At 51.3% G+C, this 21,790-nt stretch carries 19 protein-coding genes; 14 read left to right on the forward strand and 5 right to left on the reverse strand.

The genetic code is table 11. The annotated features are described in order from the left end of the window. The first annotated feature begins 69 nt into the window (after positions 1-69). From J2Y43_RS01040 to J2Y43_RS01100, 13 genes are all read left to right on the forward strand, one after another. A complete protein-coding gene (locus J2Y43_RS01040) occupies positions 70-2,538 on the forward strand; it encodes a heavy metal translocating P-type ATPase metal-binding domain-containing protein (RefSeq protein ID WP_309981646.1) in 2,469 nt (822 codons plus the stop codon). Between the two features lie 71 nt (positions 2,539-2,609). Beyond that, entirely contained in the window at positions 2,610-2,759 is a 150-nt protein-coding gene (gene ccoS, locus J2Y43_RS01045; RefSeq protein ID WP_106596734.1) for a cbb3-type cytochrome oxidase assembly protein CcoS, read from the forward strand. Between the two features lie 45 nt (positions 2,760-2,804). Beyond that, on the forward strand, positions 2,805-4,964 hold the full coding sequence (gene ccoN, locus J2Y43_RS01050; RefSeq protein ID WP_309981645.1) for a cytochrome-c oxidase, cbb3-type subunit I: 2,160 nt from the start codon (positions 2,805-2,807) through the stop codon (positions 4,962-4,964). A 185-nt stretch (positions 4,965-5,149) separates the two neighbouring features. Then, entirely contained in the window at positions 5,150-6,187 is a 1,038-nt protein-coding gene (locus J2Y43_RS01055) for a cbb3-type cytochrome c oxidase N-terminal domain-containing protein (protein WP_309981644.1), read from the forward strand. Between the two features lie 65 nt (positions 6,188-6,252). Then, a complete protein-coding gene (gene ccoG, locus J2Y43_RS01060; protein ID WP_309981643.1) occupies positions 6,253-7,683 on the forward strand; it encodes a cytochrome c oxidase accessory protein CcoG in 1,431 nt (476 codons plus the stop codon). A gap of 26 nt (positions 7,684-7,709) precedes the next feature. Further along, entirely contained in the window at positions 7,710-8,162 is a 453-nt protein-coding gene (locus tag J2Y43_RS01065; RefSeq protein ID WP_309981642.1) for a FixH family protein, read from the forward strand. A 3-nt stretch (positions 8,163-8,165) separates the two neighbouring features. Beyond that, entirely contained in the window at positions 8,166-8,864 is a 699-nt protein-coding gene (locus J2Y43_RS01070; RefSeq protein WP_309981641.1) for a sulfite exporter TauE/SafE family protein, read from the forward strand. 40 nt (positions 8,865-8,904) lie between these two features. Continuing rightward, the gene (locus tag J2Y43_RS01075; protein ID WP_310226373.1) at positions 8,905-9,252 is read left to right on the forward strand and encodes a DsrE family protein; all 348 of its coding nucleotides are present in this window, start codon (positions 8,905-8,907) and stop codon (positions 9,250-9,252) included. Positions 9,253-9,340: 88 nt separating this feature from the next. After that, positions 9,341-10,705, forward strand: coding sequence for an oxygen-independent coproporphyrinogen III oxidase (hemN, locus tag J2Y43_RS01080; protein WP_309981639.1), 1,365 nt, complete (start codon positions 9,341-9,343; stop codon positions 10,703-10,705). 78 nt (positions 10,706-10,783) lie between these two features. After that, positions 10,784-12,019 carry a PAS domain-containing sensor histidine kinase gene (locus J2Y43_RS01085; RefSeq protein WP_309981638.1) on the forward strand — a complete coding sequence of 412 codons (1,236 nt, stop codon included), beginning with the start codon at positions 10,784-10,786 and terminating at the stop codon, positions 12,017-12,019. Between the two features lie 17 nt (positions 12,020-12,036). Continuing rightward, on the forward strand, positions 12,037-13,101 hold the full coding sequence (locus J2Y43_RS01090) for a response regulator (protein ID WP_309981637.1): 1,065 nt from the start codon (positions 12,037-12,039) through the stop codon (positions 13,099-13,101). Positions 13,102-13,232: 131 nt separating this feature from the next. Continuing rightward, entirely contained in the window at positions 13,233-13,421 is a 189-nt protein-coding gene (locus J2Y43_RS01095; protein WP_309981636.1) for a hypothetical protein, read from the forward strand. Between the two features lie 67 nt (positions 13,422-13,488). Continuing rightward, complete coding sequence (locus tag J2Y43_RS01100; RefSeq protein WP_309981635.1) at positions 13,489-13,923, forward strand: DUF6169 family protein; 435 nt, start codon at positions 13,489-13,491, stop codon at positions 13,921-13,923. Here J2Y43_RS01100 and J2Y43_RS01105 read toward each other — a convergent pair. Together J2Y43_RS01105 and J2Y43_RS01110 are read right to left on the reverse strand one after the other, a co-directional pair. Continuing rightward, positions 13,918-15,690: a hypothetical protein gene (locus J2Y43_RS01105; RefSeq protein ID WP_309981634.1), complete on the reverse strand. Its 1,773-nt coding sequence runs from the start codon at positions 15,688-15,690 to the stop codon at positions 13,918-13,920. The two genes, J2Y43_RS01100 and J2Y43_RS01105, sit on opposite strands and share 6 nt — an antisense overlap. A gap of 107 nt (positions 15,691-15,797) precedes the next feature. After that, positions 15,798-16,193, reverse strand: coding sequence for a DUF1801 domain-containing protein (locus J2Y43_RS01110; protein ID WP_309981633.1), 396 nt, complete (start codon positions 16,191-16,193; stop codon positions 15,798-15,800). Positions 16,194-16,300: 107 nt separating this feature from the next. Between J2Y43_RS01110 and J2Y43_RS01115 the strand changes: the two genes are divergently transcribed. Next, entirely contained in the window at positions 16,301-17,665 is a 1,365-nt protein-coding gene (locus tag J2Y43_RS01115) for a hypothetical protein (protein ID WP_309981632.1), read from the forward strand. Between the two features lie 3 nt (positions 17,666-17,668). Here the strand turns inward: J2Y43_RS01115 and J2Y43_RS01120 are convergent, their stop codons facing one another. The 3 genes from J2Y43_RS01120 to J2Y43_RS01130 form a co-directional block, all read right to left on the reverse strand. Continuing rightward, positions 17,669-19,798, reverse strand: coding sequence for an ATP-binding protein (locus J2Y43_RS01120; RefSeq protein WP_309981631.1), 2,130 nt, complete (start codon positions 19,796-19,798; stop codon positions 17,669-17,671). Between the two features lie 160 nt (positions 19,799-19,958). Further along, positions 19,959-20,726 carry a LytTR family DNA-binding domain-containing protein gene (locus J2Y43_RS01125; RefSeq protein ID WP_309981630.1) on the reverse strand — a complete coding sequence of 256 codons (768 nt, stop codon included), beginning with the start codon at positions 20,724-20,726 and terminating at the stop codon, positions 19,959-19,961. Positions 20,727-20,761: 35 nt separating this feature from the next. Next, positions 20,762-21,790: a histidine kinase gene (locus J2Y43_RS01130; protein ID WP_309981629.1), complete on the reverse strand. Its 1,029-nt coding sequence runs from the start codon at positions 21,788-21,790 to the stop codon at positions 20,762-20,764.

Genomic DNA, 21,790 nt, shown 5'->3' on the forward strand with positions numbered 1-21,790 from the left:
GTCTTTCCGTCATCCGTTCCGCTGGTCGTATGCTCCAATTTTGGATAAGGTTTAATCCAGACCATGACCATGAGCATATTGACGGCCCCGGAGGCCATTTCCGACACACGGCAGGCTTGCTACCATTGCGGCGAGGAATGCCGCGATGACGTCCTGCACGCCGACGACCACGATTTTTGCTGCGACGGCTGCCTGACCGTTTACAGTGTTTTGAAAGAAAGTGACCTTTGTCAGTATTACGCAATCGAAGGTGCGCAGGGCATTTCGCCAGACCCAACTTTTTACAAAGGCAAGTACGACCACCTCGATCAGCCCGAAGTGCACGGCAAGATGATCGAATTCACGGACGGACATCTGACTACCGTGTACTGGTACCTTCCCAAAATGCATTGCAGCTCGTGTATCTGGCTGCTCGAACACCTGTATCGCCTCAACCCCGCGGTGCGGAGCTCGGTGGTGAACTTTCCCGAGAAAAAGGTCAGAATTACGTTCGATGCACCTGCATTGCGGCTGAGCGAACTGGCCGCGCTGCTTACGCGCATCGGGTATGAGCCTTATCTGAGCATGGACGATTTGTCGGGCAAAAAGGCCAGCAAATGGAACCGTACCCGGCTTTACAAAATCGGCATTGCAGGATTTGCATTCGGGAATATTATGATGCTGAGCTTTCCGGAATATTTCCATTTGGGACAAAATACCTCGGACCAGAATCTCCGCATGCTTTTTGGCATTCTTAACCTCGCGCTGAGCTTACCGGTGCTGTTTTACTGCGCGGCGGATTTCTATAAATCGGCCTGGTCGGCGCTGAAAGGGCGTTACCTGAACATCGACGCGCCGATTGCCCTCGCATTAAGCTGCGTTTTCCTGATCAGCATTTACCAACTCGCCACGCAAACCGGGCCCGGGTACCTGGATTCATTTGCCGGAGCCGTGTTTTTCATGCTCGTAGGCCGGTATTTTCAGGACAAAACCTACGCCGGCGTTTCGTTTGACCGCGACTATAAATCCTATTTCCCTATTGCCATTTCCGTCCTGAACGATGGAATCGAGGCACGCAAACCCATTACCGATCTCCAAAAAGGCGACCGGATGCTGGTCAGGAATGAGGAACTGATCCCGGCCGATGCGGTGTTGCAAAGCGCGGTGGCGATGATCGATTACAGCTTCGTTTCCGGCGAATCGCAACCGGTCGAAAGACGGAAAGGCGATACTATTTATGCGGGCGGCAAGCAAAAAGGCGCGGCCATCGAGCTGGAAGTACTGCGTGAAGTATCCCAAAGCTACCTCACGCAACTTTGGAATAATGAAGCATTTACCCGCGAGAAAGACGACGCCAACAAATCGCTGGCGGCACGCATTAACCGCTACTTTTCGCTGATCGTCCTGGGCATTGCGGCAGTAACTTTTGCCTTCTGGTTTTTTATCAATCAAAACCCGGAAACTGCATTCCTCGCATTCACCACCACGCTGCTGGTGGCTTGCCCCTGTGCATTGCTGCTTTCATCCACATTCACGAACGGCAACCTTCTGAGCGTTTTCAGCCGAAACCGCTTTTATCCTAAAAATGCCCACAGTATCGAACGGCTGGCGCGGACCGACGCGGTAGTTTTTGATAAAACAGGCACCATTACCCTTCCCGACGACGCTGAAATCGACTTTACAGGCGAACCGTCAACCCGGGATGAGCTAGTCATGATCAAAACCCTGGTGGGGCAATCCTCCCACCCATTGAGCCGGCTCATAGCAAAGCATTTGGCCGATGTGCCGGCCAGCCGGCGCGTATTGACGGGCTTTTCGGAAACCAGTGGCAAGGGAATGGCCGCGCAATGGGGTGCACGAATGGTGAAAGTAGGCTCTGCCCGCTGGGTTGGAGCAAACAGCAATGCGGAAAGTGCCGGGCAGTCGAGCCGGGTGTATGTGGCTATCGACGAGGTCGTAAAAGGTTATTTCACGATCCGCAGCAAATACCGGCCCGAACTGCCCGAAACACTTTCCGCATTGCGCCAGGCCGGTATCCGTACCTATCTCCTTTCCGGCGACCGCCCTACCGACCGCGATCTGCTCGCGCCGCTCTTCGGCGAGAACGCATTGCTTCTCTTTAACCAGAAACCGGAGCAAAAACTGGATTTCGTGCGCGGATTGCAGCACGAGGGCCGCCATGTGCTCATGGTGGGCGATGGGCTGAACGACGCCGGTGCATTGCGCCAGAGCGATGTGGGGTTGGCCGTTTCGGATGATATCAACAACTTCTCCCCTTCCTGCGACGCGATCGTGGAAGGCAACCAGCTCAGCTTGCTGCCGGGGTATATCGCGCTCGCCCGGAGCGGTCAGCGCATTATCCGCCAGAGTTTCGCTATTTCACTGATCTACAACATTCTGGGGCTCTCATTTGCGGTAACAGGCCACCTTTCGCCGGTCATCGCGGCAATACTGATGCCGGTCAGTTCCATTACGATTGTCGCGTTTACCACACTTGCCAGCAATGCGGCAGCGCGGCGATATCTCCAAAAACTGACCAATGTCATAAAACGGACGTAGCAAGCATCATCCTTTGCCAGCCTCGCTGCCGGTAGTTTTGACCTATCAAAAACACCTAACCAATCCTCATCATGAGCGCATTGTATCTATTGATCATCGCCAGTTTGCTGGTGGCGCTGGGATTCCTGGGCGCATTCATCTGGTCGGTGCGGAAGGGCCACTATGACGACGACTACACGCCTTCCGTACGCATCCTGCTCGACGATTCCGAAAAGCCGTAACCACCAGAACCTGAACTGATTTTTACCATTTATCACCACCAAGTTATGTCAAACGTTCCCCATCCCGGCCTCGCATCCGTTGAGTTGGATGAATTTCAATACGACAACCGCATTGTCCGGGACTTCGCCATCGCTACCATCCTGTTCGGACTGATAGGCATGCTCGTAGGCTTGCTGGCCGCATTGCAGCTGGTTTTCCCGAACCTGAATTTTGATCTGCCGTTCCTGACATTCAGCCGCATTCGGCCACTGCATACCAATGCGGTGATTTTCGCATTTGTCGGAAACGGCTTTTTTACCGGGCTCTACTATTCTGTTCCACGCGTGTTGCGGACGCCCATCTGGAGTCCTGCCCTGAGTCGCTTCCACTTCTGGGCGTGGCAGGCTATCATCCTGGGCGCGGCCATTTCGCTGCCTATGGGTTTTACCACTTCCAAAGAATATGCGGAGCTGGAATGGCCGTTCGACATCGCGATTGCCGTGGTGTGGGTTTCTGCGCTGGTGAATATCATCATGACCACCATTAACCGCCGCGTGGAGCATATTTATGCCGCGGTTTGGTTCTACATCGCCTCCTTTGTGACCGTCGCGATGCTGCACGTTGTGAACAGCGTAGAGCTCCCGATCTCTTTCATGAAAAGCTACTCCGTGTATGCGGGTGTGCAGGATGCATTGGTACAATGGTGGTACGGGCATAATGCGGTCGCATTCTTCCTGACAACCCCTTACCTGGGCTTGATGTACTACTTTCTGCCCAAAGCGGCCAACCGGCCTATTTACTCCTACCGCCTTTCGATTGTACACTTCTGGGCCCTGATATTCCTTTACATCTGGGCCGGCCCTCACCACTTGCTCTACACCGCCTTGCCCGAATGGGCGCAAACGCTGGGTACGGTGTTCTCGGTCATGCTTATCGCGCCGTCGTGGGGTGGTATGATGAACGGGCTGATGACCCTCCGCGGTGCCTGGGACAAGGTTCGTGAAGATGTGGTACTGAAATTCATGGTGGTTGCAATTACCGCTTACGGTATGGCCACTTTCGAAGGCCCGATGCTGTCGTTGAAAAACGTAAACGCCATTGCCCACTACACCGACTGGATTGTAGCGCACGTGCACGTGGGTGCCCTTGGGTGGAATGGCTTCCTTACTTTCGGTATCCTCTACTGGCTCTTCCCGCGCCTGTATAACCGCCCGTTGTATTCTACCAAAGCCGCCAATTTCCACTTCTGGATCGGTACGCTGGGTATCATTTTCTATACCATTCCCATGTATTGGGCCGGCTGGGTACAGAGCTCGATGTGGAAAGAGTTTACTCAGGAAGGCCTCTTGAAATACCCCAACTTCCTTGAAACTGTAACGGCCCTCAAACCGCTGTATTTCCTCCGCGGTGTAGGCGGCTCTTTATACCTCGTGGGTTTTGTAGTGATGATCTACAACCTCTGGATGACGGCCCTGAAAGGCAAGCTCGTAGCCACTGAAACCGCCAAAGCGATGCCATTGAGTGCGATCTGGCATGCCGAGAAGAGCGAATACTGGCACCGCCGCTTAATGGAGCGCAAGCCTTTGGCATTAACCATATTCTCTCTGATTGCCGTCGCGATCGGCGGGATGATCGAGATGATCCCTACGTTCCTGGTCGAATCCAACGTGCCTACCATCGCGAGTGTAAAACCTTACACGCCGCTGGAATTGCAGGGGCGCGACATTTACGTCCGCGAGGGCTGCTACGTGTGCCATACGCAGATGATCCGTCCGTTCAGGTCCGAGATCGAGCGGTTCGGGGAGTATTCCAAATCCGGGGAGTTTGTCTATGACCACCCGCACCAATGGGGCTCCAAACGCACCGGCCCGGATTTGCAGCGCGTAGGCGGCAAGTACCCCGATTCCTGGCACTACAATCACATGGAAGATCCAACATCGATGTCGCCGGGCTCCATTATGCCGCGCTACGGCTGGCTGCTCGAAAACGACCTGGATACGACCACAACCAGAGCGAAGATCAAAGCCATGCAGACACTCGGTGTGCCTTATGAAAAGGGGTACGAACACCAGGCCAATGCCGATCTCGTGAAGCAAGAACAGGAAATCCAGGAGCGCTTGAAACAAAGCGGCATCAAAACCGCAGCGAATAAAGAGATCGTGGCGCTGATTGCTTACATGCAACGGCTTGGGACGGATATTAAACAAACCGGCAACAGTCGGTAAGTCAGGAATGGTCGTGTGTAGTCAGGTTTTGTCATTGATAGTCAAGTGTGGACAGGAATGGTTAATCAGTCTTTGACCAAACCATGACAATTCTTGACAAAACCTGACTTCACAAGACTACACCTGACCAGACATGACAACGTCTGACCAAACCTGACCACCATTCACTCAACTCATCGGACTATATGAAATTCCGTAATTATCTCGAAACCATAGCGGGGGTAGGCATTTACCCGCTCATATCCCTGCTGATCTTCTTTGTTTTCTTCGTTGGGCTGCTCATTTATGTGTGGGGGCTTGATAAAAGGAAGCTCGACAAAATGCGCAGCATTCCGCTGAACGATGGCGTGGCGAAAAAAACTTTGCTATCACTGCTTTTGCTCGCGTGCATTGCATTACCTGCTTCCGCGCAGGAAACCACCGAGCCGGTGCGCGCTATTACGGGACTCGACCTGATCTTGTGCGTGGTGCTTGCAGCGTTGGTTTTCATCATGATCCAATTGGCGGTACTGCTGGCATCGGCCATGCGGCTGCTTAATAAAACTGCACACGCATCCAACGAGGAGCCTACCCACGTTTTCAGCGCGCATTGGTGGAAGAAGTTCAGAGGCATTAGTGTGGCCTTGAAGGACGAAAAAGATATCCTGATCGACGGTCACGATTACGACGGGATCCAGGAGCTCGATAACCGTATGCCTCCGTGGCTTCAATTCCTTTTTTACACCACCGTTTTCATTGCTGTGGTTTATTCGGCCTATTATTTCAGTGGACTGGGCGACCTTCAAATCGCCGAGCTGGAAAAGGAAATAGCTACCGCCGAGGCCGACAAAAAGGCTTACATGGAAAAAGTAGGCGCCAGTATGGACGAAACCTCCGTCACGCTGCTTACCGACAAGGCCGGTGTAGATGCTGGGATGAAAATCTTCCAGGAAAAATGTACCGCCTGCCACGGGACGGAAGGTGGTGGTGCCGTGGGGCCCAACCTCACCGACGAGTACTGGCTGCACGGCGGCGGCATTCACAATGTGTTCAAAGTGATCAAATATGGCGTGCCCGAAAAAGGGATGATTTCCTGGGAGAAACAACTCTCCCCTACCGACATTCAGAAGGTAGCGAGCTTCGTCCTGTCCCTCAAAGGCACCAAACCAGCCAATCCAAAAGAGCCTCAAGGAGAATTGGAAGTGACTTCGGCTGTCGGCAATCAGCTGTCGGCTGCTGAATAGGACTTCGGCGGTCGGCTGCCGAATAGGACTCCGGTGGTTACGAGCCATTAACAATTACATTTCCAATGGAAAACGCAACTACTAACGACTCAAATAAGGGCTTGCAAAAACAGAAAGCCGACGGCCGACAGCCGAAAGCCGAAGTCCGAAGTATCAAAGCCGACAGCCGCCCGCTTTATCCCCAACGCCCGGAAGGCAAATGGCATAACCGCCGGGTGGTGTTCAGCATTTTGATCATCGCATTGCTGTTCGTTACGCCGTTCATCCGTATCGGCGGGCAGCCGCTGGTGCTATTGAATGTGATTGAAAGGAAAATCATCCTCTTCGGCATCTTTATCGGGCCGCAGGATTATTGGCTTTTCGGGCTTACGATGCTCTCGTTTTTCGTATTTATCGTGTTGTTCACCACTGTCTTCGGGCGGCTGTGGTGCGGTTGGGCTTGTCCGCAGACCGTTTTTATGGAAATGGTTTTCCGCAAAATCGAATATGCCATTGAAGGCGACGCCGGAAAGCAAAAGCTGCTGGACAAAGCACCATGGACTTCCGAAAAAATCATGAAAAAGGGTTTGAAATACACCATTTTCCTGATTATCTCCTTTGCCATTGCCAACCTGCTACTGGCCTACGTGCTGGGTACCGACGAGCTCTACAAGATCATTTCCGAACCTATCGACGACCATATCGGCCTCTTTTCCGGCATCGTCATTTTCACGGCGGTGTTCTACTGGAACTTCGCATGGCTACGCGAGCAGGCCTGCACGGTGGTGTGCCCATATGGCCGCCTGCAAAGCGTGCTGCTCGACCGGAACTCCATCAATGTCGCATACGACCACAAACGTGGTGAGCCGAGGGGAAAATTGCACAAAGGTACCGGCCGAACCGAAGGCGATTGTATCAATTGCTTCCAATGTGTGGCCGTGTGCCCGACCGGCATTGATATCCGGAACGGCACTCAAATGGAATGCGTGAACTGTACCGCTTGCATTGACGCCTGCGACGCGATTATGGACAAAGTGGGATTCGACAGGGGACTCATCCGCTACACGTCAGAGAATGTGATCGAGAAAAAAACCGCCAAAGTGATCACCCCGCGCACGTGGGGTTATGCGGCGGTGCTGCTGCTGCTCTGGTCGGCATTGGGATTTGTAGTGGCCACCCGTGCCGATACGCAAACCACCCTTTTCCGCGCGCCGGGCAGCCGTTACATCGAAAACAGCGACGGCACGATCAGCAACCTGTACACTTTCAAGATATTCAACAAAACGAACCATATCATCAAACCCTCCCTCCACCTCGACACCCCGCACGGCAAGCTTCTTTTCGCCGGATCACCCGATCTGACGCTGGAAGCTGCGGGGATGTCCGAGGGAACCGTGTTTGTGATTATCCCAAAATCCGAGTTGAAAAGCCGGAAAACGGTATTAAAACTCTCGGTTTTGCAGGGTAACCAGCAGTTGGAAACCTTCGAAACCACGTTCATCGCGCCGGAAGAATAACCTATTAACCTATTTTATAAATCACCATGAAAGTCAATTGGAAAGCACTTATCGCCTCGGTTTATGTCAGCTTTGTATCGATGATACTGCTGCTGGTAGGGATGAGCGCGGGGCAAAAAATCGATCTTGTAACGGACCATTACTACGAGGAAGAATTGAAATTCCAGGGTAAGATAGACAAACTGCAACGCGCCGCGGAACTGACCGAGCCATTATCGTGGCAAATCAAGGACAACGCCTTACAAATCCGGTATCCGGCAACCTTCGCCGATTCGAGCATTTCGGGGCAAATCCGCATGTATTGCCCGTCCGACGACCGCAACGATCGCCAGTTCGCGATCGACTCGAACGGCAACGGACAGACCGTCGCATTGTCACAGATCCCGGCAGGGCGCTACAAAATCCAGTTCGACTGGAAGGGAGGAAACGAAACCTACTGGAGTGAGGGCGTGGTGGTGGTTGACCACAACAATCTTTAACCGATGATCACCGTCCTGCCCTACCTTGCCATTTCGATGGGGCTCATCAGCAGTTTCCATTGCGTAGGCATGTGCGGGCCTATCGCGCTTGCATTGCCCGTGCATAAGGGCACGCGTACGCGCCAGATCGCGGGCGTGCTGGCGTATAATGCGGGACGCGCGCTTACGTACGCGATGTTCGGTATCGTCATAGGTTCGCTGGGCGCCTCGCTGGCCTGGCTGGGTGTGCTCCGGTATGCTTCCATCGCGGTCGGGGCGGGCATGCTGGCTTATGCGCTCTGGCCCGCGGGGTTGGAGCAGCGGTTGCATATGCCGCTGTTCTGGCAAAAAGCAATCAATCGGTTGAAGCAACAAATGGGCTTCTACCTTAAAAGGGGCGATTTACCGGGTATGTTGTTACTCGGCACACTCAACGGCGCCATTCCCTGCGGAATGGTGTATATGGCGCTCGTCAGCTCGGTCGCCACGGGCAGTAGCTGGGGCGGCGGCGCGTTTATGGCGCTATTCGGGCTGGGCACCATGCCTGCCATGCTCGCATTGGGCATTGCAAAACAACAATTTACACCCGCGCTGAGAACGCGTATCCGTAAACTTACACCGCTGCTGGTGGCCATTGCGGGCATCTGGCTGGTAGCCCGCGGGGTCATGACCTCCTACCCCGACCATTCGAAACCTGCTGCCGGAATCACAATCTGCCGCTGAACTGCTTGAACCAGCGCGCCGGATGACTTACCTTGCCGGCATGAAAACCTACAAAGCCATTATCCAGCTCACCTCGGACGATTCCAAAGTCCATCGCAGTATGATCCGGCAAGTCGGCAACCTGCTTGCGCATTTGGGCGAAACAGTTGATGTCCGTATCGTTTGCCACGGTTCTTCGATGCCGTTTTGCACCGCAGGAAATACATTTGCCGGCGATATTACAGCATTACTCAATCAGCATGTTACCATCGCCGCGTGCCGCAATATGCTCGTCGCCAACGGTGTGGAAGCAACAGAACTGATAGAGGGCATTGAAGTGATTCCCTCCGGGATTGCCGAGCTCATAGTATTGCAACAGGAAGGTTGGAGCTATGTAAAAGCCGGTTAGAAGTCTGTTTTTTGCATGACCAAAGTCATGTTTTTCCCCTCCTGTCCTCGGTAGTTTTGATCAATGATCTACATCAAAACTTTGACCAATGGACAAGGACCTGCTCTTTAAATATAACATTCCGGGGCCACGCTACACCAGCTACCCGACCGTTCCTTACTGGCAGAAGACACCTCCCGCCGTCAGCAAATGGAAAGAGCTGGTACAAGATGCATTTTCGGTTTCGAACCAGAAGGAAGGTATCAGCCTGTACATTCACCTGCCATTCTGCGAGAGCCTTTGTACCTATTGCGGCTGCAACACGCGCATCACGATCAACCATGCGGTGGAAAGCAAATATATCCAGGCCGTTTTGAAGGAATGGAAGATGTATTGCGAACTGTTCGGAGAAGAGAAACCGGTAATCCGGGAGTTGCACCTGGGCGGGGGCACACCTACATTTTTCAGTCCTGCCAACCTGGTGAAACTCGTGAATGGCCTCCTTGCCGACGCGCTTGTACACGATGATGCCCGGTTCGGTTTCGAGGCGCATCCGGGAAATACCACCGATGCGCACCTGGAAGCATTGTACTCCGTCGGATTCCGCCGTATCAGCATTGGTGTGCAGGATTTTAATCCGGTAGTATTGGCCATTATCAACCGGCACCAGACTTTTGAGCAGGTCAAACACCTCACATTGAAAGCCCGCGAAATCGGCTACACGTCCGTCAATTACGACATTGTATACGGCCTGCCACAGCAAAAAAACTGCTCTATGATGGAGACTATGCTGCGTGTAATCCGGCTGAAACCCGACCGGATCGCATTTTACAGCTATGCCCACGTTCCGTGGATTAAGCCCGGCCAGCGCAGCTATACCGAAAAAGACCTGCCCGATGCAGACCATAAAATTGCGATTTACGAAACCGGGCGGAATGCGCTCGAACTCGCCGGGTATGAGGATATCGGCATGGACCATTTTGCGCTCCGATCCGATGAACTTTACAAAGCTGCCACACAAGAGCGGTTGCACCGGAACTTCATGGGATATACCGACACCCGGACCCAGCTGCTGATCGGCCTTGGTGCATCGTCTATTTCCGACTCGTGGTGGGGATATGCCCAGAACGAGAAGAAAGTGGAAGACTATTACAAAAAGCTCGCTGCCAATGAGCTGCCTATATTCCGCGGCCACGAGCTGAGCCGCGAAGACCTGATTCTGAGAAAGCATATTCTACGGCTGATGACCAATTTCGAAACTTCCTGGGGCAGTACTTCGGAAGTTTGCATGGAACTATACCAGGCGCTGGAAAGGCTTTCCGAAATGGAGTTCGACGGGCTGGTGGAAGTAGAGCCTTTCCGACTGAGAATCACCGGGAAAGGCAAGGCTTTCGTACGCAATGTGTGCATGGCTTTCGATGCGCGCCTCTGGTCCGATTTGCCTCAAACAACGCTTTTTAGTCAAACAGTTTAATCATGAATTCTTGCGGTGTTCACCTGTGTCCTGTACTTTGGTATGTTTGATACGGATATTTTAATTCATACACAGGTGATGACACGGCACATCGAGATGCTGGATGCCCTGTTCAAGCACGCGACCGAAGGGATCGTAGTGGTGGACAAGCAGGCGAACATTGTAATGCTTAACCCCAAGGCCAAAGAGCTTTTTGGCTACTCGGATCGCGAGCTGATCGGCAAGAAAGTCGAGACGCTGATTCCCCAACGGTTCAACAGAAACCATGTGGGCTATCGCGACGAGTACCTCGAAGCCCCCCGTGCCCGTGGTATGGGGCATATGATGGATCTTTTCGCCCGGCGCAAGGATGGCAGCGAGTTTCCCGTGGAGGTCAGTCTAAGCCCTTTCAAAACCAGCGATGGCGAGTTTGTCGTGAGTTTTGTGATTGACATTACCGAGCGCAAAAAGCAGGAAAGCCGCATTATCGAGGCAAACCTTGAAATACAAAAACTAAATGCCGAACTGGAAATCCGCGTGCAGCAACGCACCGAAGAACTGGCAGCGGCGATCAGGCGCATTGAGCAGTCGCAGGAAGAGGTTGTGCGCGCATTGACGAAGGAACGCGAGCTGAACAATATGAAGAGCCAGTTCGTTACCATCGCGTCGCATGAGTTCAGGACGCCGCTCGCGACCATTCTGTCGTCGGCATCGCTCATAGGCAGGTATTCGCGCACCGAGGAAGAAGATAAGCGCCAGAAACACGTCCAGCGTATCAAATCGACCGTTACCAACCTGACCGAGATCCTGAATGACTTCCTGTCGATCGGCAAGCTCGAAGAAGGTCGCATTCACTGCATTCCGGTACTTACCGATCTGAGCGCATTTTGCAAAAACCTGATTGAGGAAATCAGGGGGCTTTGCAAGGACGGCCAGGAAATGTTTGTGACTTATGACGGGGAAGCCCATGCCTGGCTCGACAAGCAGCTTTTGCGCAACGTGCTTTTCAACCTGCTTTCGAATGCGATCAAATACTCGGATTCGGGCAAATCGATCCATTTGAGAGTCAAAAATTGGAGCGGGCTGATCCGTATCGAGGTGCAGGATCAGGGCATTGGTATTCCGGAGCAAGACAAGGGTCATATTTTCGACCGGTTTTTCCGTGCCAATAACGCCGGCAACGCGCAAGGAACGGGCCTGGGTCTCAACATTGTACAAAACTATATCGAGCTCATGGGCGGCACAGTGCGCTTCGAAAGCGAAATCGGCATTGGCACCACATTTTTCGTGGAACTGCCTAACCGCGAGCCGGCGTCCGTTAAAATCGAATCCTGACACAAACAGTATCCAACTTGGAAGCGAGAAAAATACTTTTAATAGAAGACAATCCCGAAATGCGGGAAAATACGGCCGAGATTCTGGAACTGGCCAACTTCGAGGTAATCACCGCTCAAAACGGCAAGGAAGGCGTGCAACAGGCTGGCCAGCACCATCCCGACCTGATCATCTGCGACATTATGATGCCCGAGCTCGACGGCTACGGCGTGCTGCATATGCTCGGCAAGGACGAGCGCACGGCATCCATTCCATTCATTTTCCTGACCGCCAAAGCCGAGAAGGAGGATTACCGCAAAGGCATGACCATGGGTGCCGACGATTACCTTACCAAACCTTACGACGACGTAGAGCTGCTGAATGCCGTCGAAATGCGCCTCAAAAAGAGCGACCGGCTGAAAAAGCAGTTCGAACGCTCTGCCGACGGCTTCGACCAGTTCATTAAGGAAGCACAGGCCTTCGACCCGATCGTGAAACTTGCGGAGGACAAAAAGGTGAAAGTGTTGCGAAAAAAAGAGACGATTTACACCGAAGGCAGCTTCCCGTCGCATGTATTTTTCCTGCAAAAAGGGAAGGTGAAGGCCTATAAGTCCAACGAAAATGGCAAGGAATACATCACTGATCTGCTGAAAGAAGGCGAGTTTTTCGGCTACCTCGATCTACTGCAAGGTGCGCCTTATGAAGAAACTGCTATTGCTTTGGAGAAGTCGGAGGTGGCCATGATCCCGAAAGACGATTTTTTTAACCTGCTCCAAGGTAACCGCGAAGTGGCTTCTAAATTCATCCGGATGCTCTCCAATGAGATCAAAGAGCGGGAAGAGCGGCTTTTACAACTTGCCTATAACTCGGTGCGGAAACGTGTGGCGCAGGCGCTGGTAATGCTTGTACAACGGTATCAGGAAGACCGCTCGAAGCCATTCTCCATGGCCGTTACCCGGGAGGATATTGCCTCCATGGTAGGTACCGCCACCGAAACCGTCATCCGCACGCTTTCGGATTTCAAGGACGAACGCCTGGTGGATATGAAAGGCAGCCAGATTACGGTTTTGGAGTATGAGAAGTTGGTGCGGATGCGAAATTAGAATCTTAGGATAATTGAAAACTACCATTCAAACTCATTTACCTGACGTTTATTCATCCATGGGCTTAATGCGATAATAACCCTTTTTCTTTCCCTAGTTTTGACAAGAACTTCATATAAATCTTTCAAACTATGGAACAATCAACACCTGCGAACGCACCGGATACTTCTGACGCATCTACGCCCGAAAAACACCCTGAGAAGCTCACCATGGAAATTCTGCTTGCCAGAATGATGCAGACACATCGGGACATTGCAGCGTACGAAAGAGGCGAAATGACATTGGAGGAACTTCATGCATTGGGCGTAAGGCTTGGTTGAAATTTATCCATACCAGCAATTTGGAGAATTATACCAATTCACCACGGCACAAAATGTCGCCGTTACTGTGCATGCACCTTTGGATGGAAGATGGTTCCCCAACAATCCCGAAATCCGGAATGTTCACAGCTTCCTTATTAAAACAGACAAACCATCTATCGGCTTGGATGTCCGGCTCAGAAACACTGTGCTGGACATCCTGACCAATTTCCTGAGGGGAAACGACGCTATAATTGTCTACTATTGCGACCCATTTGACGGCAAAGGGTACAAGCGATACCTTAAATTCAACAGATGGTTTGACGTGATCAATGACCCATCCATCGAAAAGCAAGACGGGGAGTTCACTGTAACGGATTTGAGGATCGACGAAAATGATCATTTAATCAGATCAGAACTAACCGTGTATGCCTCTATCCTGGTTCGGAAGACGCATCCGGATTATGACGCCGTAATCCGTCTCTTCCATTCGGGCGATATGGATAAGACGGGCAAGCTATAAAAGCCGGCCTTCAATCGCTTCCAACTGTGCCATCATCTCCTGCCGGTAAGCCACAGTTTGGTTCGTTATTTCGGGAATCAGTTTTTTGTAATAATTAATGCCTTCCAGCAGGTTAGCGCGGAATTTCGAGAAGTATTTGGCCTTCTTATCATTCAGCGCAGCGGCATGCCGCTCTACATCTTTTTTGAGATAATCCACATACAAGTTCAGCTCGTTGATGAACATATTCGGCCGCAGGTGCTTGGCAAGCAGGTCTATTTTCCCATAAATATGCCCTACCATCTCATCTAGTGTGTAAATCCCCGAAAAGAAGGCGAGGTTAGGTCCCGGGCAAATGGCTACTGCATTGTTTTCGCGAGGCTTAATCAAGTCGTTTTTGAGGAGTGCCGCGGTACTTAGCCCTTCGCAAAGGCATAGCTTCTCGGTTACTGCGTTTATTTGTTTTTGCAAGTCGGTAGGCTGGGGGTCGAGTGCGAGCAACTGTTTAATTTTCAGATTTTGATACTCGCGCGAAGCAGTACAGATTGGCTCGGTGGTAAATTCGGTGTTTGAAACAAGGTACCGCTTGTTGCACGGGCTCCCCGGGCGCCCTTTTGTAATGCGTTCGAGGCGCTGTTTTTCAGCCGTGCTGTTTTTGAAATTATTAAAAAGTACGCCCAGAGGTGATGAATCGCTTACATAATAGGCATCGCTATCGGCATTGGCCAGCTCGTTCAATGTAACCTTATCCACGTTGGTAACTTCGGGAACCAAGAGGAAGGGACTCCCCCAACCCGTGGCCTCTATGCCATAATGTTCCAGCAAAAAGGCGTTTTCGGCTGCGGTCCCAATGCCACCCTGCACGGATATGCGCGTACGCGGCGCATGTATGAGCGCGATCCCCTTACCTTCCAACGCAGCCCCGTACAACGCGAACAACTCGGTAAACATTTCGTCACGCCGGTTTTTGAATTCTTCCAGCACCGGGCCGAGCAGATTACCTTCCGTGGCAAATGCGTGTCCGCCGCAATTCAGTCCCGACTCAATCCGAAATTCGGAAACCCAGATACCCTTCTTGGCCAGGAACTTCGCCTGGATCAACGCCGAGCGATAGTCACTTACTTTCAGAATTACCTTTTTGCGAAAATTCCCTTCCCCGTTCGGGAGGAAATCGGCAAAAGCTTCCAGATAACTGTACAAATGCGGGTTCATGCCTGCGGAAAGGATGATCGATGACGACAACCGGCTTAATGCGAAACCGCGTAGTGCAGCCAGCGCGTCCGTATAAATATCGTCGAGCAGGTTCCCATCGGAATCGGTGTTCATTTTATCCACCTTCGACATGATGTTTACATCGATACTCCCTGGCACGAGTTGGGCCCGTAGCGCCGATGCTTCCGCGTCCTTCTCCACGCCGTCGGGCATTGTGAGCATCGCTTCATACCGGAGTTTCAGTTTCGAATCGGCCGGTAGCAAATCAAAATAGCGGTCGATATCGCTACCGGTGCCGAAGGGCTGGCTTTTCAGGTTTTCAAATTCTTCCTCCACAATGCGGTGCATCAAGTCGAGATAAGTGGTGATCCGGCGGCTGCGGTAGTCCGGATCGGATTTGGTAATGGGCGTATCATCTTCGCCGCGCTGGCGGGCGTAGTGTATGCGCATACGCTCGATGAGCTCGTCGTCGACAATGGATGCGACTGAGGAAATGCCGTATTTGGCGACCTTAATGGGGGTATCGATGGAGTATCCCAGCCCGAGGACCGGGATATGAAAAGTATGCGGCATCATATCTGGATGAGGTCTTGATAATTCATCCAAAAGTACCTGGCCGCCGCTACCGGAAAACTGACGCCGCTTAGCTCTGATACTGAGAAACGTCATACCGTCCGGTCAGGCTATTTCTTTTTGGCCTTCTGCGGCTTGGAAGCCTCGGCCAGCTCATTTTCCTTCATTCTATATGCAACAATACGCTTGATGAGGTCGAGGGGTAATGGGTCCTTATCAGGTAGTTGGAGAGCCGACTTACTCATTTTGTACTTAGAAAGCTCGGTTTTGAACTCTTCCAGCAGTGCCTGGCTGTACGGATACGACAACGAAATATGGTTGGTAGCAGCCGAATAGTAGATCAGAAACCCGAAATACTTATAAGCCGGGATCTGGTAACTGATCACTTCCTCAGCATCCGGCGCCACTTCCCGAATGGCTTTGCGGATTGCCGCCAGCCGATCCTTCTTCTCTCCCTGGAACGTGTCATGATATTCGTCTATGGATTTAAAATCTGTTTTTGCCATGCCGATTGTGTTTTTTTGATGAGTGTTTCCGTTAATAAAAAGCGTGCATGCCGCGGAATTTAATCAGTACGATCTTACTAAGATCAATCAACGAGTTATAATACACTATGAAAAAAGTCTGCTTTTACCTCTTGGCCCTGGTAATCTGCTGTTTGGCAGCTTGTAAAAAGGAAAAGGAACTAGATCCGGACAAAACGTTGAAGGAAGACTTGTTTCTGAGATCGATAAAAGTCGCCGGTGCACGGGAGGTAACCATAGACACGGCCCGCAACTACATTCAGATTGTTCTTCCCGAAGGATACACGGATGATATTGTTGACTTGCAAGTCGATGCCGCGCCGGGAGCAGAGCTGGTTTTAGACCCATGGAAAACGCTTTACAGTGCCGGCCATGTAAAATACCATTTCAGGGCCGCGTCTCCTGAGAATTTCACCATGGTTGCCAAGAGCAGTAGCCGCACCAAATCGTACAAAGTTTTTGTGGAGCAGGAAGGGCCTCTGACTGCCGAGTTAACTTCCGATTTAGATCTCCAAGCCGGTGATGCGAATACGGCCGCTGCTGTGGCCAAGATCCGCCTAAAATCCGGAGTGGGATCAGTACCAGAGCGTCCCGACCTGCAAGAACAAATAGTACCATTCCTAAAAAACAGCTCCAAAAATGTCAACGTGAAGGGAAGTTTCGACAACGGCATGGGCGTTGTCTTTTTTGAAGATGTTTTTAGTCTAATGGAAGCGGAAGGCACAGCTTTAAGTATTGAATATGGCGAAAAGACTTTCTCCTTCCCACAAAAGCTGAAATTGAAAAGAGCAAAAGTTTCTTTGGTTGTCGTTCAACCCGATCGCCTTTTCAGAGTTTTTCAAACCGGCAAAACTATTGACTTTGACGGTGGTATATTTCTGAATTCTCAAAAGTATACGTTAAAACTCCACAACGACGCGAGTTCATCCGAAATAACTCTTCCCGCTACTATTACCGACCTTTCTACGCTTAGAACACAATTTCCGGCCTCGGTTCCTGATGGTCAGTACAAAGTATCATTTTTCGAAAACACGCAGTTGATCACCCAAGCCGCAATCGTAATCGCCAGGGATTCGACTGTCAAGGCAATCGGACAAATGTGGACGGGAGGCCCCGGCATTCCATGGGAGGAAATCTGGAAAACTCAACCTATGGTTATCTCGCGCGGACAAGAACTTTTCGTAAATCCTTTTCCGGCGATCATAGATGCAGCGGCCCAGCCGTTCGACAACAAGAAAAAGGTCCCCGACCTCGCATTGAAGTTAAACGGCAAGGTTACAGTTCTGAAAGCAGCGGTAAAAGAAGATCTTAAATACGCGGATAACTCGATAAGGATCTACTACGGCGCTTATCGCATACCGGCCGATTTGCTGCCCGGGCGGTACCAAGCAACAATGGTACTGGATAACAAGCAACATTCGCTCCCTTATTGGAACCGCATCGAAATCCGGTGACGCTTAGTTGCTCAGCCTGCCCGCACCAAAAACGGACGCCAGTACCGACAAGAATTCCTTCTCGGAAAATGGCTTACCCAATACACCATTAATCCCCAGATTCGCATAAAAGTCCTTGTCGCGGTCAGACAAATCGCCGGTAAAACCTATTACCGGCGTGGCGGCTTTGAGCGGATCCGGGTTGGTACGGATTTGGCGGGTCAGTTCCGAACCATCCATGCCGGGCATATTAATGTCGGTAATCACCAGGTCGTAAGGTTGTTTCTCGAACAGTTCGAGCGCGTCGTCACCCGAGCCGACGAGGTCGTAAGAAAGCCCGTGTTTTTCAAGCAACCTACTCATCAGCACGAGGTTCAGTTTGGTATCGTCGGCAACGAGCACCTTTTTGCCGCGCAACTCTACCTGCGTAACCACTTGCGACCGGGTTGGGGCGGATTTCTGTTTTTCGGCCACCTGCATAGGGATCGCGATCTTGAATTCCGAACCTTTTCCTAACACACTCTCGACCGAAATTTTTCCTCCGTGCAGTTCTACAATCCGCTTGCATATCGCCAGCCCGAGTCCGGTGCCCTGCTTGCCTGCCGAAACGCCGTCTATCTGGCTGAAATCTTCAAAGATCTCTTTCAAATGCTCTTGCGCAATGCCAATACCCGAGTCTTTAACCCTGATTTTCAAATACTTTTTCTGTCCGTCGGCACTTTCCAGACTGGCTTCCACCACCACCTTGCCATGGGCTGGCGTAAACTTGATCGCATTGCCGAGTAAATTAATGAGCACCTGTTTGATTCGGAACTCATCGCCCGACAGACATACCGGCTGTCCTATGTTGATTTTGGATTCAATCTCAATGTCCTTCTCCCCCGCCAGGACGCTCATCAGGGACACTACCTCATTTACGAGCTCCGCCGGATTAAAAACCTGATATTGCAGCGTGAGTTTACCCCGTTCCAACTTGGAAAAATCGAGCAGATCGTTCACAAGTGTCAGCAAAATCCGTGACGAACTCTGAATGGCGTCGACACTCTCCTTCATCTGACCTTCGAGGCGGTCGGAATCCATGAGCTGCGAAAATCCGATGATCGCATTAAGCGGCGTCCTGATTTCATGCGTAACCTGCGCGAGAAACTCGCCCTTGTTTCTCGCCGCCTCGGTAGCCAGCGCTGCATATTTGACGATCGTTACGTCGTTGCGGTACAGTTTGACGAGGTTACGGATGATAATGATCGTCATCAGCAACACGACCAGGGCCCCGGCCCAAAAAAGGTGGTTCACTTCTTCAAACTTGTCGGATGTTTCGCTCAACAGCACCCCTCTGAACTTCCTGGCTTTTTCTTCTTCGGCAGCTTTCAATGATTTAAGGGTCAATTGCAGGTTAGCAAACAGCTCCCCATTCAGGAACAACAATTTTTGCTCCGCCTCATTCAACTGCCTCTTTACCCGATTGTATTCGTCATAACGGCTCAGATCGAGCTCGCGCGCCATAAGGTATGGTATTACCAGCGAATCGCGCTGGGTGATTACCTTCGTTTTTTCCTGGACAACCTCATCGCCCCGCTTGTTTGCAATGGCATCGGCCAGCCTTTTGAAAAGCCCCCGCTTCTTCTTTTGAGTGTCAGTCAATATCACGGAATCGACTTTGGAAGTCTTTTTTACCCGAATGGGTGCAGGTTTGGGTTGAGCTTGTTCCTGCTGAATTTGCTCACTGCGTTGCACCGAAAGCGCAAAAAGGCTGTCGACCATGATTTTCATCCGGATAAACTCCTCGTTGCTTTCCCGTTTGCTTTCCATAAGCCTCGACAGCGCCGAGGGCTGGTGCGCACGTTCGTTTTCGAACTCATTGAGGATCCGGGATACCGTATGAAGTTCGCCGGTAAATGCCTTGAGATAAGTGGAATCTTGCGTAATGATAAAAAGCCTGCTGTTGTTCTCGGCCACATAAAGGAGCGAAATGCACGTATCGACCTTCTGATAGCCATTCATGTCCTTGCGGAGCTCCTGAATGTTCTCGCGGATAGTTTGTGATTTGCCGCGCGTGAGCAGCAGCATAAAAACGAATGAGCCCAGTATAATGACCAGCAGGATGGTCCAGACAAAAAACGCCCTGGATAAGGTGCGGAAAGGGATTTTCATCATGTGTAAGTCTGTCGATTCTTCCCTTCTTCCCTGGAAAACCGATAATTTGAGGGTTGATTAAGACAAAGGTAAAAAAGCGGACACAAAACACTGTCATGCCTCACCACCTATTATTTAATCTACAAAACCTCTCGAATGAGTTACACAATCATAGCAAAGCCTACGTTTCAAGCCATGCTTTGAACGCCGGGGCCTTCTCCCGGCTGACGACCACCTCCTGCGAAGTTTGCGGGCGGAGTTCTATTTTCAGTTTACCATTAAAATAGGTGTGGATTTTCTGAATGGCATCGATCCGGGCAATAAACTGACGGTTGACCCGGAAAAAATTGAGCGGATCGACCAGCGATTCCAGCTCTTCCAGCTTATAATCCACCAGATATTGCCGGCCGTCGGTGGCCACCAGGCAGGCCATTTCATTAGCTGTATAAAAATAGGCAACATGCTCCTGATTGATCGGGATCAGTTGTTCTCCATTTTTAACGAGAAAACGCGTTTTGAATGGCCTTTTGGTCATTTCCAAGCTATCGAGGAGCGTTTCCACCTTTCTCGCATAAGCTTTGGGTGAAAAGTCCTCGCGGATATTTTCGTATTTGCGGATAGCCTCCGCCAGTTCGGGGGTTTTGATGGGTTTCAACAGGTAGTCGATGCTTTTCACGCGAAATGCCTTGATCGCGTACTCGTCGTACGAAGTCGTGAAAATGATCGGGCTATGCGCGGGAAATTCCTCGAATATCTGGAAACTGAGGCCGTCGGAGAGCTGGATATCGGAAAAGATAAGATCGACAGGTTCTGCATTCGCGAACCATTTCCGGCCGGCCTCCACACTTTCCAGCACCGCGCATACTTCCACACGCGGGTCGAGTTTTTTGATCAGCTTTTCCAGCCTTTCCGCTGCCGGATATTCGTCTTCAATGATCAGTATTTTCATAGCAAATCGGGCGGTAACCGCCCCGGTGTCATCTATTATTTTGTCGGTTGGCTCAGCAGCGGTATCCTCACGATAAAGCGTGCTTCCTCGCGTTTCACTTCCACCTCGCGGTCGGTCAGCAGGCTGTAACGATTGATAATATTCTGCAATCCGACCCTGGTTGATTTTTCGAGGATGGTCTTCTCCGAAATATTGTTCTCCACCACCAGGTACCCGTCGCTCTCGTCACGGATCACGATATACAATGGGTTCTCGCGCGAGGCGGCATTGTGTTTAATCGCATTCTCGATGAGCATTTGCAGGCTCAGCGGCGTAATATGCTGCGCCATTGCAGCCGTCGACAGGCGCTTTTCAACCTGTAAATTTTCTCTGAAACGGATTTTATTCAAATACACATAAGCATCTACAAACGCGATTTCCTCGCTCAACAATACCGTGTTCTTGTTCCGGCTCACAAGCACATAGCGATACACATCCGATAACCTTTCGAGGTAATCCTGTGCGGCTGTGTTCTCATCGTCGATCAACGCGGCCAGTGTGTTCATACTATTGAATAAAAAATGCGGGTCCAGCTGATTTTTAAGCACTTCCAGCTGTGATTGCACATTCTCGCGCATCAGTGCCTCCGTCTTCCGCACATTCATTTTCCAGGCATCAAAAAAATAGACGGCTTCATAAACCAGATACACGATCACCGTAGGCACGATACTGATGCGAAAACCGATCGCTAGTGCGCTCACATGATACACCGGTTTGTAGTAAAGCTCATCGAGCAGTAACGATACCAGGAACACATAGGCGACCGCCAGCACGGCCTCCGCGGCTACCCGCCGGCCGGTTTGGCCATATTCCGGAAAAATCCGGCGCATCCAAATGATAATATACCGGTTACCCTCCCAGAATGTAAGCGTAAGCAACGTGGAAAAAAGCACGCTGAGGAAGAAATGCTGGCTCAGTTTCAGGAATTCATCAAAGGCGATCATCGCAGCAATGACCGTTCCCATGAGCGGGATGCCAATGATGCGCCATTTCCTGTCGTCGAGCGTGTAAGCCTTTTCCTTCAT

This window comes from Dyadobacter sp. BE31 (genome assembly GCF_031457695.1).
Taxonomy (GTDB): domain Bacteria; phylum Bacteroidota; class Bacteroidia; order Cytophagales; family Spirosomataceae; genus Dyadobacter.

Bases quoted from the DNA above. Each gene is read 5' to 3' on its own strand.
- J2Y43_RS01040 (WP_309981646.1), top strand. From the start codon at position 70: ATGAGCATATTGACGGCCCCGGAGGCCATTTCCGACACACGGCAGGCT.
- ccoS (WP_106596734.1), top strand. From the start codon at position 2,610: ATGAGCGCATTGTATCTATTGATCATCGCCAGTTTGCTGGTGGCGCTG.
- ccoN (WP_309981645.1), top strand. From the start codon at position 2,805: ATGTCAAACGTTCCCCATCCCGGCCTCGCATCCGTTGAGTTGGATGAA.
- J2Y43_RS01055 (WP_309981644.1), top strand. From the start codon at position 5,150: ATGAAATTCCGTAATTATCTCGAAACCATAGCGGGGGTAGGCATTTAC.
- ccoG (WP_309981643.1), top strand. From the start codon at position 6,253: ATGGAAAACGCAACTACTAACGACTCAAATAAGGGCTTGCAAAAACAG.
- J2Y43_RS01065 (WP_309981642.1), top strand. From the start codon at position 7,710: ATGAAAGTCAATTGGAAAGCACTTATCGCCTCGGTTTATGTCAGCTTT.
- J2Y43_RS01070 (WP_309981641.1), top strand. From the start codon at position 8,166: ATGATCACCGTCCTGCCCTACCTTGCCATTTCGATGGGGCTCATCAGC.
- J2Y43_RS01075 (WP_310226373.1), top strand. From the start codon at position 8,905: ATGAAAACCTACAAAGCCATTATCCAGCTCACCTCGGACGATTCCAAA.
- hemN (WP_309981639.1), top strand. From the start codon at position 9,341: ATGGACAAGGACCTGCTCTTTAAATATAACATTCCGGGGCCACGCTAC.
- J2Y43_RS01085 (WP_309981638.1), top strand. From the start codon at position 10,784: ATGACACGGCACATCGAGATGCTGGATGCCCTGTTCAAGCACGCGACC.
- J2Y43_RS01095 (WP_309981636.1), top strand. From the start codon at position 13,233: ATGGAACAATCAACACCTGCGAACGCACCGGATACTTCTGACGCATCT.
- J2Y43_RS01105 (WP_309981634.1), bottom strand. From the start codon at position 15,690: ATGATGCCGCATACTTTTCATATCCCGGTCCTCGGGCTGGGATACTCC.
- J2Y43_RS01110 (WP_309981633.1), bottom strand. From the start codon at position 16,193: ATGGCAAAAACAGATTTTAAATCCATAGACGAATATCATGACACGTTC.
- J2Y43_RS01115 (WP_309981632.1), top strand. From the start codon at position 16,301: ATGAAAAAAGTCTGCTTTTACCTCTTGGCCCTGGTAATCTGCTGTTTG.
- J2Y43_RS01120 (WP_309981631.1), bottom strand. From the start codon at position 19,798: ATGATGAAAATCCCTTTCCGCACCTTATCCAGGGCGTTTTTTGTCTGG.
- J2Y43_RS01125 (WP_309981630.1), bottom strand. From the start codon at position 20,726: ATGAAAATACTGATCATTGAAGACGAATATCCGGCAGCGGAAAGGCTG.
- J2Y43_RS01130 (WP_309981629.1), bottom strand. From the start codon at position 21,790: ATGAAGGAAAAGGCTTACACGCTCGACGACAGGAAATGGCGCATCATT.